Below are 13,409 nucleotides of genomic sequence, written 5' to 3'. Positions count from 1 at the left end.
GCAGAGAGGGGCGGGGCATGGCGACGATCAAGGACGTGGCCCGCCTGGCGGGCGTTTCCCCGGCGGCGGTCTCGCGCCACCTGAACGGGCGCATTTCGCTGCCCGAGGGCACGCGCACCCGCATCGACAGCGCCATCGCCGAGCTCGACTATCGCCCGAACCTGCTGGCCAAGCGCCTCTCCACCGGCCGGACAGAGGCGATCAGCCTGGTCACCCCCGAGATCGACAACCCCTTCTTTGCCGAGCTCGCCGCCAATTGCGAGGATGCCGCCGCCCGCGCCGGCTATTCCGTCTACATCACCTCCACCCGCGGCGATCCCGAGCGCGAGATTGCCGCCATCGCCCGGCTGCGCGACCAGCATGTCGACGGCATGATCTTCATGACCAACCACGCCGACGATGGCCGCCTGCTGCGCGCGCTCTCGGGGCTGCGCAACGTGGTGCTGGTCGACGAGGACGTGCCCGGCGCCTGCCAGCCCCGCATCTTCGTCGAGAACGAGAGCGGCGCCCGGGCCGCCGTCGATCACCTGATCGCGCTCGGGCACCGCGACATCTGGCTGATCGGCGGCTCCATCGGCACCCACAGCTCGGGCGAGCGCGAGGCCGGCTGGCGCCATGCCCTGCGCGAGGCCGGCCTCTCCCCGGGCCGCGCCATCAGCGGCAGCTATCACCGCGACCACGGCCGCGCCGCCGCCCGGCAGCTGCTGTCGCTGCCGGCGGGCGACAGGCCCACGGCGCTGCTCGCCGGCTCGGACGAGATCGCCCTCGGCCTGATCGAGGTCTTCCGCGATGCCGGCCTGCGCGTGCCGCAGGACATCTCCATCGTGGGCTATGACGAAACGCCCTTCTCCGGCCTCATCGCCCCGGCGCTCACCACCGTGCGCCAGCCCGTGGCCGAGATCGGCCAGCAGGCCTTCGAGACCCTCCATGCCCTGATCGAAGGGCAGGAGGTCGCCGCCGAAACGCGCTTTCCGGTGTCGCTGATCGTGCGCGGGTCTACCGCGCCGCCGCCTCAGGGTTGAACCGGGCCCGCCCGCACTGGACATGCCCGGCGCGACAGGGCAGAGCCGTCACCATTGATGCGTCCGGCATTTTCCGGCCGCACCGAACAGGAGTTTAACTCAATGCAGGATCTGTTTCTTGATCCCAAGGAAGAGGTGGCAATCCGCCAGAACCTGACCCTCGTGGCGCTCGGCAAGCGCCCGGCCGACCGGATTCTCCGGGTGGGTCGCCTGCTCGAGGTCTGGGGTCGCGAATGGCTCGAGGACCAGGAGATCGTCATCTCCGGCAACCGCATTGCCTGGGTCGGCCCGGCCGGGCAATGGCCCGGCGAGGCCGCCGAGCGGATCGAGCGCCCCGGCCTCTCCGCCGTGCCCGGCTTCGGCGAGGTGCACAAGCACATCGAGTCCTCGCACCTGACACCCGAACGCGAGGGCCAGCTGACGCTGCCCTACGGCTGCACCTGGACCTGCGAGGCCAGCCACGAGTTTTCCAACGTCAACGGGCCCAAGACGCTCGAATTCTGGCTGGCGGCCCGCAAGGCCGGCATGCCGAACAAGATCTTCCCGCAGCCCGGTTCCGCCGTGCCGCCCACCGGCTACGAGCACGGCGGCGGCTATTTCGGCGCCGCCGAGATGACCGAGTTCATGGCCAGCCCCATGGTGCCCTCGCTGGACGAGGTGATGGACTGGCCCGCCGTCTGGAACCCGGAAAACCCCAGCTATGACCGCCTCTGGGGCATGATCGGCGCCACCTTCGCCGGCCGCGGCGTGGTCGAGGGCCATGCCGCCGGCATGCGCGACATCACCGACATCAGCGCCTTTGCCGCCGCCGGTCTTTCCTCCGATCACGAAGGCTGGACCCCGCAGGAGGTGCGCGACAAGCTGCGCCGCGGCCTCTTCATCGAGATCCGCCCGCATTCGCTCGACGACATCATCAAGGGGCTGCTGGCCGAGGGCCAGACCGACTGGTCGAACTTCGCGCTCTGCACCGATGACCGCTCGGCCTCCGACACGATGAAGCTGGGCGCCACCGACCACAACGTGCGCCTCGCGATGGCCGCGGGCCTCTCGCCCGAGATCGCCATCCAGATGGTCACCCTGAACCCGGCCCGCCACATGCGGCTCGAGGCCTGGGTGGGCTCCATCGCGCCGGGCCGGTTCGCCGACATGGTGCTGCTCTCGGATGTCGATGCCCTCGCCATCGACCAGGTCTGGGCCGACGGCAAGCAGGTCTCCGAGGGCACGCGCTATACCGGCCCCGATGTGCGCATCGACTGGCCCGACTGGGCGAAGAACTCGGTGAACCTGCCGCGTGACCTGACGGGCGAGGATTTCGCGATCCATGCCCCCGAGGGCCGCGACACGGTCAAGGCCGCGGTGCTGCGGCCCTTCTACTGGGAAAAGGACTTCCTCACCGAGGAGCTGCCCGTGGTGGACGGCAAGGTGCAGCGCAACGCCGAGGAATGCATCACCAAGTTCGCCATCGTCGACCGCTTCTCCGGCAACGGCGAAGTGTCGAAGATGTTCTGGCGCGGCACCGGTCCCAAGACGCCGGGCACGGCGCTGGCCTGCTCCATGGCTCATGACAAGCACAACATCTGGGCCTGCGGCTCCTGCGACGATGCCATGGCCAAGGCCGTCAACGCCATCCGTGCCATGCAGGGCGGCTGGGCGCTGGTGGTCGAGGGCGAGCTTGTCGCGACGGTGCGCTACGAGGTGGCCGGCCTGATGACGGCCCGCACGGCCGAAGAGCTCGATGCCGAGATGCAGGCGCTCTATGCCGCCGCCGAACCGGTGGAATGGATGTGGGAACCCACCTCCTCGCCGCGCTGGTGGGCGGGCTTCCCCGAGCGGCTGGCCTTTGCCACGCTGACCTGCGCGCCCTGGAAATGGGTGCTGGTGGCGCCCGGGCCGCGCGCGCCCGAGGGCTTTGTCAATGTCGAGACCGGCGAGATCCATCCCATCGTCTGGTAAGACCTGCAACCGGGGGCGCCGGCCTATGGCCGGCGCCCCCGGGATATTTTTGCCAAGATAAAGGGGTGTAGGGCGGTGCCGGCAGGGCTTCGGGACCGAACTCGGCCTTTTCGGGCCCGATGGCCACCGCACGCTCCGTTAACGGGGGTGTTTTCGCGCCTCCGCACCGACGCGATACCGACGTAATACCGACGTGATACCGACGTTGCGATTTCAGCCAAATCGCCTTGTTAACCTGGGGTTCCGGCATGAGTCGCTGCAGCGCAGTACCGACGTGGCGTGCGCAGCCCATCATGTCCGGTTAACCTTGCCCGCCCCGTGGCGGCGGTGCATCATCCTGCCATGACAGACAGATTTACAGAGCCGAAGTTCCGCCTGCGCGTGGTGTTCGGCCCCGGCGAGATGCTGGGGCCGGGCAAGGCGGAATTGCTTGAACGCATTGAGGAAACCGGCTCCATCGCGGCGGCGGGCCGGGGCATGGGCATGAGCTACAAGCGTGCCTGGCAACTGGTCGAGACGATGAACGCGATGTTTGCCGAGCCGCTGGTGCTCTCCAGCCGCGGTGGCGCCCATGGCGGCGGGGCGGAGGTGACGGGGATCGGTAAGATCGTTCTGGCAGAGTATCGCGCCATGGAGGCTGAGGCCCTTTCCGCAAGCGCCCCGCATATTGCCCGGCTGAGCGAATTGCTGAGCGATATGTCCGAAGGAAAATAACGCTTGCAGCGCTGCGCGGCGGAGGCGATATTCCCGAGCGGGAATATCGCATTTAAGGAGGCATCCATGTCGTTCGACCTGATCCGGGGCGGCCGCTCCACATTGAGCGGGGTCGCTCTTGCCCTGCTTGCGCTTGCGACCAGCGCCGCGCCGGCCCTCGCCGGCACGGTCACTGTCTTTGCTGCCGCCAGCACGAAGAACGCGATGGACGAGATTGCGAATAAATATCAAGAGGATACTGGAAACACCTTGCAGGTGTCCCTTGCAGGCTCCTCTGCGCTCGCGCGGCAGATCCAGCAGGGCGCGCCGGCGGATCTGTTCCTCTCGGCGAATGTCGGCTGGATGGATACGCTGGAAGAAGAAGGGTTGATAGATCCGGCCAGCCGCAGCGACCTTCTGACCAATTCGATCGTTCTGGTCAGTGCGGAGGCCGGCGATCCTGTCGCGATCACGCCCGAGCTCGACCTCTCCGGCATGCTGGGCGACGGTCACCTGGCCATGGCGCTCGTCGATGCAGTGCCGGCCGGGATCTATGGCAAGGCCTCTCTCGAAGCCCTTGGAATGTGGGAAGAAATCTCGCCCAAGGTGGCCCAGGCCGACAATGTGCGCGCGGCTCTTGCGCTCGTCTCCTCGGGCGAGGCACCGCTCGGGATCGTCTATTCCACCGATGCCGCCGCCGATGACAATGTCACCGTCCTGGGCACCTTCCCGGCCGACAGCCACCCGCCGATCATCTATCCCGTGGCCATCCTGAGCGGCAGCGACAATCCGTTGAACACGGAGTTCCTTGACTATCTCAAGGGGCCGGTCGGCATGGAAGCCTTTGAAAGGCAGGGGTTCGGCATTGCAGGGGCGGAGTAGGCACAGGTGACGGACTGGCTGGGCCCACAGGAATGGCAGGCGGTTCGGCTGTCGCTGCGCGTCGCTTTCTGGGCAACACTGGCCAGCCTGCCGCTCGGCATCCTGACGGCCCATGCCCTCGCGCGCTGGAGCTTTCCGGGCAAGCAGCTCCTGAACGGCATCGTCCATTTGCCGCTTGTCCTGCCGCCCGTGGTCACCGGCTACCTGCTGCTGCTCACCATGGGCACCAAGGGCTGGATCGGCGGGCCGCTCTCGGAGCTCGGGATCGTGTTTGCCTTTCGCTGGCAGGGGGCCGCCCTGGCCTCGGCGGTCATGGCCTTTCCGTTGATGGTGAGGGCGATACGACTGTCGATTGATGCGGTAGATCAAGGGCTTGAGCAGGCAAGCGCCACTCTCGGCGCCTCGCGCGCATGGTCCTTTGCGACCATCACGTTGCCCCTGATCCTGCCCGGGATCATCGCCGGCGCGGTGCTTGCTTTTGCCAAGGCGATGGGGGAATTCGGCGCCACGATCACCTTCGTCTCCAACATTCCCGGCCAGACCCAGACGCTGCCCTCGGCGATCTATGCCCTGCTTCAGGTGCCGGGCAGCGAGGGGCAGGCGATGCGGCTGGTCATTGTCTCGGTCGTCGTCTCCATGGGCGCGCTGATGATCTCGGAATGGATGGCCCGGCGCGTTGCCCGGCGGGTGGCCGGACGATGACGCTTTCGGTGCGGTTGCGGCAGGCCTACGAGGGTTTTGATCTGAACGTCACCTTCGATGCGCCCGCAGGCGTGACGGCGCTCTTTGGCCGGTCCGGGTCTGGAAAAACGACGATTATCAATGCACTGGCGGGGCTGATGACCCCGGCCGAGGGGCATATCTCGCTCGATGACAGGGTGCTGCTGGATACGGCGCGGCGCGTAAACCTGGCGCCGCACAGGCGGCGACTGGGCTATATCTTCCAGGAGGGGCGCCTTTTTCCGCATATGTCGGTGCGTCAGAACCTGCTCTATGGCCGGTGGTTTGCCCGGCGCCACGGGCAGGGCGCAGAGATGGGCCGCGTGGTCGAGATGCTTGGCATCGGCGACCTGCTGGACCGGCGGCCCGGTGCCTTGTCCGGAGGAGAAAAACAGCGCGTTGCCATAGGTCGCGCCCTGCTGGCCAATCCCAGGCTGATCCTCGCGGACGAGCCGCTTTCGGCCCTGGATGCACAGCGCAAGGCGGATATCCTGCCCTATTTCGAGCGGCTTAGAGACGAAACCGATGTGCCGATCCTCTACGTCAGCCATTCCGCCGCCGAGGTGGCACGTCTGGCGACCACGGTGATCGTCCTGGAAAAGGGCCGGGTGACGCGTCAGGGGCCGGCGGTAGAGGTCTTCTCCGATCCGGCCCTCGCTCCGACGGGTGTGCGCAGCGTGGGCGCGCTGCTGGAAACCCATGTGAAACGGCATCACGACGACGGTTTGACCGAGCTGGAAGCGGGGGGCGTTTCGCTGTTCCTGCCGCGTCTGACCCAGCCGCCGGGCCGTGCCGTACGGGTGCGGATCGCGGCGCAGGAGGTCACGCTCTCGCTGCAGAGGCCGGAGGGCATATCCGCCCTGAACGTGATGCCGGGAGTGGTCGAAACGGTGCGAAAAGGCGAGGGGCCGGGCGCGATCGTCTCGCTCAGAACGCCTGCGGGACTGGTGCTTGCACGGGTCACGCAGCGCTCCGTGCAGGCCATGGGTCTCGCGCGGGGCGTGACCTGTCACGCTATCGTCAAGACGGTGTCGATCGCGCCGGAAGACATCGGGGGATGACCATGCCCCGCCAAGTGGCGGGGAATGTATCTCATTGATAAGAAACGTTTATTCGTTCCAGGCCTTGTCCGTGCCGTTGAATTCGACACGGGTGGGAAGGCCGATGCGGTCGAGAATGGTGAAGAAGGGCTTGGGATCCATTTCCTCGACGTTCTTCATCGTCTTGGCGTCCCATTCGCCGGTGGCGACCAGCATCGCGGCGGCCACGGGCGGCACACCGGCGGTATATGAAATGCCCTGAGAGCCGACCTCTTCATAGGCTTCCTTGTGATCGGCGACGTTGTAGACGAAGACTTCCACGTCCTTGCCGTCCTTGATACCCTTTACCAGGTCACCGATGCAGGTCTTGCCGGTGTAGTTCGGTGCCAGGGAGGAGGGATCGGGCAGCACGGCCTTGACCACTTTCAACGGCACGACCTCGAGGCCCTCGGCCGTCTTAACGGGCTGCTCGGAGAGCAGGCCCAGCGACTGCAACACTGTGAAAACGTTGATGTAGTGATCGCCGAAGCCCATCCAGAAACGCACGTCGGCCTGTGGGTAATTGGCCGAGAGGGAATGCACCTCGTCATGGCCGGACTGATAGGCGCGCTGGGTGCCGACGACGGGCAGCTCCCAGTCGCGACCGCTCTCGAACATCTTCTTTTCCTTCCACTGCTGGTCTTCCCAGTAGTAGACGGTGCCGGTGAACTCGCGGAAGTTGATTTCCGGGTCGAAATTCGTGGCGAAATACTTGCCGTGGCTGCCGGCGTTGATGTCGACGATGTCGATGGACTTCACTTCGTCCATGAATTCGTCGATGGCGAACCGGGCAAAAGCGTTAACGACGCCCGGGTCGAAGCCGGCGCCGAGGATGGCGGTCACGCCCTTCTCGGTGCAGAGCTCGCGTTTCTTCCACTCGTAGTTGGCATACCAGGGCGGGGTTTCGCAGATCTTGTCGGGTTCTTCGTGAATCGCGGTGTCGATATAGGCGGCGCCGGTCTCGATGCAGGCGTCCAGCACCGTCATGTTAACGAAGGCAGAGCCGACGTTGATCACGATCTCGGCGCCGGTCTTGCGGATCAGCTCGGCCACGGCCGCGCTGTCCATCGCGTCGACGGCATGGGTCTCGAAGACGCCATCCTGTTTCATCGCGCCCTTTTCGTGGACAGAGGCCACGATGGCATCGCATTTCGATTTCGTCCGGCTGGCGATATGAAGATCGCCGAGAATATCGTTATTCTGGGCGCATTTATGCGCCACAACCTGGGCGACGCCGCCAGCGCCGATGATCAGGACATTACGTTTCATTCTTCCCGTGTACCCCCTTTGGTTCGGTCGGGTTGCACTGCTACGACGTGATTACGACAGGGCCGCAACAAAATCGTCGTAGTCGAAATCGCGCACAAGGCGCGTCGATCCATCCTCTTCGCGGATGGCGATGGCCGGCATTTTCACGCCGTTGAACCAGTTTTTCTTTACCATGGTATAGCCCGCTGCATCCTGAATGGACAGGCGGTCGCCAGGCTTCAGGGCCTCGGGAAAGCGGAACTCTCCGAAAATATCCCCGGCCAGGCAGGACTTGCCGCAGACCATCCATTCCTCGGGGCCCTCGTTGGGGGCCACCTTGGCGCTCTCGCGATAGATCAGCAGGTCGAGCATGTGGGCCTCGATCGAACTGTCGACGATGGCGAGGTTCTTGCCGTTGAAAAGCGTATCCAGAACAGTGACTTCCAGCGTCGTCGTCTTGGTGATCGAGGCTTCGCCCGGCTCGAGATAGACCTGCACGCCATTGTTGTCGGCAAAGCGTTTCAGACGGTCGGCAAGACGGTCGAGGGGATAGCCCTCGCCGGTGAAATGGATGCCGCCGCCAAGGCTGATCCAGTCCATCTGCCGGATCTGGTGACCGAAACGCTGTTCGATACTGCCGAGCATGTTGGAAAAGCGTTCGAAATCAGCGTTTTCGCAGTTGTTGTGGAACATGAAGCCCGAGATCTTGTCGAGCACCGGCTCGATATCCTCGGGGGTATGTTCGCCCAGGCGGGAGAAGGGACGGGCCGGATCGGCGAGGTCGAATTCCGAGGTGGAGACGCCGGGATTGACGCGCAGGCCGCGGGTGTGATTGCGGCTAACCTCTTCGAAACGCTGCAATTGTCCGGCGGTGTTGAAGATCACCTTGTCAGAGTTCGCCAGAACCTCGTCGATCTCGTGATCAGCCCAGGCCACGGAATAGGCATGGGTCTCGCCGGGGAATTTCTCGCGGCCGAGCTTGACCTCGTAGAGCGAGGAGGAGGTGGTGCCGTCCATGTACTCGCTCATCAGGTCGAAAACCGACCATGTGGCAAAGCATTTCAACGCCAAAAGTGCTTTGGCGTCAGAGTGTTGCCGCAACCAGGCGACCTTCTCCATGTTGCGGCGAAGCGCAGATTTGTCGATCAGGTAGTAGGGCGTCTGCAGCATGTCCGGACCTCTGAAACCGTAAACGCGGAAGGCGGCCCGTATAGGACCAACCCCCCCGCCATACAAGACTTGGGGCACGTCGGTAAACGCTCAAGGGGCGATTCGCCAAACTATTGATATGCCACGATTCCAACGTCGGTATTACGTCGGTATCGCGTCGGTATCGCGACGGTGCGAAATCGACACCCGTCGGGAAGGGCGCAAAAATCGGGCGGGTTAATGCTCCGAGCGGAAGACAACATCCGGCGAGGCGAGGGTCTCGGCCACGAATCGGGCGTTGACCATGTCGTTGCCCTCGGCGCGGGCGGTGGCCTGATCCTCTGGCAGCCCGTGCTTGAGCCAGCGCCGGATCAGCCGCTGGCGCAGCACCTCCTCCTCGACGTTGACGGCGATGCAGAGATCCCAGCCGTCGCGCAGCGCATCCCAGGGCGCTGCGGTGGAGCAGAGGTAATTGCCCTCGACGAGCACGAGGCGGTGACGGGCGGTGACCTCGATCCGGCCGGCAATGGCGCGGTCGGAGGCGCGATCGAAATCCGGGAGCACGACGTGATCCTCGTGCCGCAGGCGGCGCATGGCGTTGAGGAAGCCATCGGCATCGAAGGTTTCCGGCGCGCCCTTGCGCGGCAGCAGGTTGCGCCGCGACAGCAGCGCATTGTCGAGGTGAAAGCCGTCCATCGGCACCACGACCATCTCTCGCCCCGGTTCGGCGAAGCGGGCGGCGAGCAGGCGCGAGAGCGTGGACTTGCCGCAGGCGGGCGGACCGGCCAGGGCGATCATCTGCCGGGCACCGGTGTCGGGCAGGGCCCAGATACGTTCGGCCAGGGCCTCGACCGAGGTGACGACGGGCGCGGTGGTGGTCATGCGGGTGGGCGCGGATGTATCAGGCATTGGCGGCCCCTGTTCTGTGCGGGATCCCCTGATCCTACTCCGAATGCGGGCCCTGGGAAGGGGCGAATGCGGGACGTGGTGGAAGAGCGGTTAAGCGCCAGGTTAGAAAGCCGGGAGAATTTGAACGGACCGCGAAATGCCGCGGCCGGGGAGACAGAGGATGAGCCAGGCAACACAGGCCACGCGGGCCCTGGACAAGGGCGGGGTGGAATACACCCTGCATGCCTATGAATATGCCGCCGGGCATCACATCGGCGAACATGCGGCGGAAGCCATCGGCGCGGACCCCGCGCGGGTGTTCAAGACGCTGATGGTGGAGGTGGACGGCCGGCCCGCCTGCGCGGTGATCCCGGTGGCGCAGACGCTGAAGCTGAAGCGGGCGGCGGCGGCACTGGGCGGCAAGGGTGCGCAGATGATGGAGCCCGCCAAGGCGGAGCGGCAGACGGGATTCCACGTGGGCGGCATCAGCCCCTTTGGCCAGAAGAAGCGGGTGAAGGTGGTGTTCGATGCCAGCATCCGCGACCACGCGACGGTGATCCTGAACGGCGGTCAGCGGGGCCTGATGGTGGAAGTGGCGCCGGAGGCGGCGATTGCCCTGCTGGGCGCCGGGGTGGCGGAAATCACCGGCTGAGGCTGGAGTTCTCCGGGCGGATTATTGCGGGGAGAAGGCCGCAAGGCGGCCGGGGACGGCGCGCCAGGGCGCGGCATGGGCCGTGGCGACATGACCCAGCATGTGCCAGGCGAGCACCTGATTGGACGAGAGCACCGGCAGGCTGGTCTCGGCCTCGAGCTGTGGGATCACCGTGAGGGTGCGCAGGTTTGTGCAGGAGAGAAAGAGTGCATCGACGGTTGCCTGTTGCGCAACATGCCGGCCGGCCTCGATCAGCGAGGCGGCGGAGATGCGGGCAACATGGGCCTCGTATTGTTCATTGAAGCTGGCCGCGGCCGGGGTGGCGATGCCGGCCTCGGACAGCACCTGAATCAGGCGCGCGCCCACCTGCGGGACATAGGGCGAGAGCACGCCGAGCCGGGCAATGCCCATGGCGCGGCAGGCGGCGATCAGCGCGGTGACCGGATCGGTGGCGGCCTGTGTCAGCGTGCCCCGGCCGATCAGCGCATGGACGCGGGGCGCGCCGATCTGGGCCGTGGCGGAGGTGCAGGCATAGGCGGTGCAGGCATAGCCAAGGTGCACGCCCGGCACCTCGCTGTGGCTGGGCAGGCGGGCGGCGGCCTCTGTCAGTCGGGCCTCCATCGCGCCGATGGTCTCGGGGGTGAGGGCCTGGCCGGAGGGCACGCGGGCGGTTTGCAGCGGCAGGTCGGCGGGCAGCAGGGCGCGGAACTCCGTCTCGATCGTCTCGTCGGCCTGCAGCACGATCATGGCAAGGCGCGCGGGCGGCGCGGGATCGAGGGTATAGGGCAGGGCGCTCATGCGATGTCCAGTTCGATATCCAGTTCCGGCAGGTCATACCCCGCGGGCGGGGTCAGCCATTCGGCGCCGGTCTCGCGGATGACGATGTTTTCCTCGTGCACCATCATGCGGCCGGCGGCGAGATCGAAGGAGGGTTCGAGCGTGAGGACCATGCCGGGTTCGAGGGGCGTGTCGTCCCAGGGCAGGAGCGAGGGGCCTTCGGTGAGCTGCATGCCGAGGCCATGGCCGAGGCGGCCGGGGGCGAGGGGAGCGAGGTAGGGCTGCATCGCGCGGTAGAGATCGCCGTGGGTCACGCCGGGGCGGGCCAGCTCGAAGGCGGCGCGGGTGGCGTCGATCAGCCGCGCCTGGGCCTCTCGCACGTCATCGGGGGCGGGGCCGAGGGTGAAGTTGCGGTCGAAGTCGCAGAAGTAGCCGTCGTGCACCAGGCCGGTATCGAGCATGAGCACGTCGCCGGGGGCGAGGGGGGCCTCTGTGGCCGGAGAGATGACATCGCCGTAGCCGCCCGGCCCGGCTGCGCCGGCGAGATAGGGCACCCAGTCGGCCCCCTCGTCGAGGCAGAGCATCTGGAAGCGGCGGAAGACCTGATCGAGGGGCACGCCGGCGGCGGCAATCTCGGGCACGCGGGCGAAGGCGGCGGCGGCGATGGTGCAGGCGGTGCGGATCTTGTCGATCTCGGCCTCGGATTTCACCCGGCGGAGGCGGGCGAGGATATCGGCATCATCGGTGAGGCGGCCGGGCAGAAGGGCCTTGAGCGCGGTATAATCGGCCAGCGGCAGGCGCAGGTGGCTCTCGTGCCCGGAGGGCAGGCCCACGGGGCCGGAGGGGGCGATCTCGGATATCGTGTCGGCGAGAAGGGCGAGGCCCTCGTCGCCCGGCGCGGGGGCGGGCCAGGTGCGGATGTCGTCGATCCAGCTCTGGCCCATGAGATGGGCGCCGATGGCGGGGATGACGGCGGCGGGGTCGCCGGCCAGCGGGATGACCAGGAACCAGGGGCGCGAGGGGCTCTCCCAGAAGCGGGTGAGATAGCCGGTGAAATAGCGGATCTCGGGCTCGGTGGTGAGCAGAAGGGCCGAGAGGTCGTGCCGGGCCATGAGGGTCTGGGCGCGGGCGAGCCGGGCGCGGTATTCCGCGACGGGAAAGCCGCGCCCGCCGGTCATGCGCCGGGTCCCGCGGCGGTGTCCTCGGGGCCCTCGGTGAGCAAGGCCAGCACGGTGGAGGCCGCGGTGAGGCCGAGCGTCTTGCGGTGCGGCGCGGAGGCGAGCAGCGCGGCGACGCCGGCCGCCCCGGAGGGCGTGGTGGGCAGGGCGAGCCCGGCACAGGCGCCGACGGCCTCCTCGGCTTCCTCCTCGGTGACCAGGAGGAAGGCGTTGGCGTCACGGGCGAGGCCGCGCAGCGCGATGAGCGAGGGTTCCTTGCAGTCGAGCCGGCCCATGACCGAGACCGGCCCCGTGGCGATGACCGGCGCACCGGCGGCGATCGAGGCCTGCAGGGCGGGGGCGTGTTCGGGCTCGACCACGCAGATCACCGGCGCCTTGCCCCAGATGCGGCGCACATAGGCGGCGACGGCGCCGGCCAGGCCGCCGACACCGGCCTGAAGGAAGATGTGGCTGGGGGGATCGGGCTGATGCGCGGCGAGCTGGCCCGCGGCCTCGTCGATCAGGGCGAGGTAGCCCTCCATCAGCCTATGCGGACGGGTGGTATAGCCGGGCCAGGAGCTGTCGGAGAGCAGGATCCAGCCGTTTTGATCGGCGGCATCGGCGGCGGCGGCCATGCTCTCCTCGTAGGTGGCGCCGGAGCGGATCACCTCGGCCCCCTCGGCGCGCAGCCGGGCGGCGAACCCCTCGGGCACGGTCTCGGCGATATGGACGCGGGCATGGGCGCCGAAAGCCGCGGCCCCGGCGGCGACGGAGAGCCCGTGGTTGCCGGCGCTGGCGGTCACATAGGTGCGGCCGCGGGCCCGGCCCTGTTCGGCGTCGCGGGCGATGACATAGGCGGCGCCGAGGGCCTTGAAGCTGCCGAGGCCCATGCGGTCGCGCTCGTCCTTGAGAAGGACGCGGGCCACCCGTGCGGCGGAGGCGAGCCCGGGCACGTCCAGCAGGGGCGTTTGCGCGGCACGCGGGCAGCGCGACAGCAGCGCCTGCACGCGCGCGGCATCGGTGGAGGGCGCGGGGATCCCGTCGAGGGCGGGAGAGGCGAGGCCGGAGCCGAAGAAGGGGTTCTGCATGGTCTTCATGCAGGCAGCGTGCATCACGGGGCACCTGGGTCAAGCCGGGATCGCGCCGTCCCCCCGGGAAAGGCGCGCGGCGGTGACATATTTGACGGCCG

The 13,409-nt window shown here is 67.1% G+C and carries 13 protein-coding genes; 7 read left to right on the top strand and 6 right to left on the bottom strand.

Going from position 1 to position 13,409, the window contains the following annotated elements; genetic code table 11:
* The first annotated feature begins 17 nt into the window (after nt 1–17).
* The 6 genes from AC0WR5_RS13895 to modC all read left to right on the top strand — a co-directional run bounded on the left by AC0WR5_RS13895 (nt 18) and on the right by modC (nt 6,331).
* Complete coding sequence (locus tag AC0WR5_RS13895) at nt 18–1,022, top strand: LacI family DNA-binding transcriptional regulator (RefSeq protein WP_475863965.1); 1,005 nt, start codon at nt 18–20, stop codon at nt 1,020–1,022.
* Between the two features lie 102 nt (nt 1,023–1,124).
* Entirely contained in the window at nt 1,125–2,975 is a 1,851-nt protein-coding gene (locus AC0WR5_RS13890; RefSeq protein ID WP_475863963.1) for an adenine deaminase, read from the top strand.
* A 342-nt stretch (nt 2,976–3,317) separates the two neighbouring features.
* Nucleotides 3,318–3,689, top strand: coding sequence for a winged helix-turn-helix domain-containing protein (locus tag AC0WR5_RS13885; RefSeq protein ID WP_475863962.1), 372 nt, complete (start codon nt 3,318–3,320; stop codon nt 3,687–3,689).
* 66 nt (nt 3,690–3,755) lie between these two features.
* Nucleotides 3,756–4,550: a molybdate ABC transporter substrate-binding protein gene (gene modA / locus AC0WR5_RS13880; RefSeq protein WP_475863960.1), complete on the top strand. Its 795-nt coding sequence runs from the start codon at nt 3,756–3,758 to the stop codon at nt 4,548–4,550.
* A 6-nt stretch (nt 4,551–4,556) separates the two neighbouring features.
* On the top strand, nt 4,557–5,252 hold the full coding sequence (modB, locus tag AC0WR5_RS13875; protein ID WP_475863959.1) for a molybdate ABC transporter permease subunit: 696 nt from the start codon (nt 4,557–4,559) through the stop codon (nt 5,250–5,252).
* Nucleotides 5,249–6,331 (top strand): molybdenum ABC transporter ATP-binding protein, encoded by a 1,083-nt coding sequence (modC, locus tag AC0WR5_RS13870; RefSeq protein WP_475863957.1) that lies wholly within the window; start codon nt 5,249–5,251, stop codon nt 6,329–6,331. Before modB ends, modC begins: the two co-directional genes overlap by 4 nt.
* A gap of 48 nt (nt 6,332–6,379) precedes the next feature.
* Here modC and AC0WR5_RS13865 read toward each other — a convergent pair whose 3' ends face one another.
* From AC0WR5_RS13865 to AC0WR5_RS13855, 3 genes are all read right to left on the bottom strand, one after another.
* A complete protein-coding gene (locus tag AC0WR5_RS13865; RefSeq protein WP_475863955.1) occupies nt 6,380–7,618 on the bottom strand; it encodes a saccharopine dehydrogenase family protein in 1,239 nt (412 codons plus the stop codon).
* Between the two features lie 51 nt (nt 7,619–7,669).
* A complete protein-coding gene (locus AC0WR5_RS13860) occupies nt 7,670–8,764 on the bottom strand; it encodes a carboxynorspermidine decarboxylase (protein ID WP_475869024.1) in 1,095 nt (364 codons plus the stop codon).
* A gap of 219 nt (nt 8,765–8,983) precedes the next feature.
* Complete coding sequence (locus tag AC0WR5_RS13855; protein WP_475863953.1) at nt 8,984–9,655, bottom strand: AAA family ATPase; 672 nt, start codon at nt 9,653–9,655, stop codon at nt 8,984–8,986.
* Nucleotides 9,656–9,815: 160 nt separating this feature from the next.
* On the opposite strand from AC0WR5_RS13855, the gene ybaK reads away from it, so the two are divergent.
* Nucleotides 9,816–10,286: a Cys-tRNA(Pro) deacylase gene (gene ybaK, locus AC0WR5_RS13850; RefSeq protein ID WP_475863951.1), complete on the top strand. Its 471-nt coding sequence runs from the start codon at nt 9,816–9,818 to the stop codon at nt 10,284–10,286.
* Between the two features lie 21 nt (nt 10,287–10,307).
* Here ybaK and AC0WR5_RS13845 read toward each other — a convergent pair whose 3' ends face one another.
* From AC0WR5_RS13845 to AC0WR5_RS13835, 3 genes are read right to left on the bottom strand one after another with little or no spacing between them, the layout of a single operon-like run.
* Nucleotides 10,308–11,084 (bottom strand): maleate cis-trans isomerase family protein, encoded by a 777-nt coding sequence (locus tag AC0WR5_RS13845; RefSeq protein WP_475863949.1) that lies wholly within the window; start codon nt 11,082–11,084, stop codon nt 10,308–10,310.
* On the bottom strand, nt 11,081–12,241 hold the full coding sequence (locus AC0WR5_RS13840) for a M24 family metallopeptidase (RefSeq protein ID WP_475863947.1): 1,161 nt from the start codon (nt 12,239–12,241) through the stop codon (nt 11,081–11,083). Before AC0WR5_RS13840 ends, AC0WR5_RS13845 begins: the two co-directional genes overlap by 4 nt.
* Nucleotides 12,238–13,317 carry a pyridoxal-phosphate dependent enzyme gene (locus AC0WR5_RS13835; protein WP_475869022.1) on the bottom strand — a complete coding sequence of 360 codons (1,080 nt, stop codon included), beginning with the start codon at nt 13,315–13,317 and terminating at the stop codon, nt 12,238–12,240. Before AC0WR5_RS13835 ends, AC0WR5_RS13840 begins: the two co-directional genes overlap by 4 nt.
* Nucleotides 13,318–13,409 lie beyond the last annotated feature (92 nt).

This window comes from Pseudooceanicola sp. DL12, from assembly GCF_056270665.1.
Note: the sequence above shows the minus strand (reverse complement) of the source record. Positions and strands in the feature narration are given on the sequence as shown.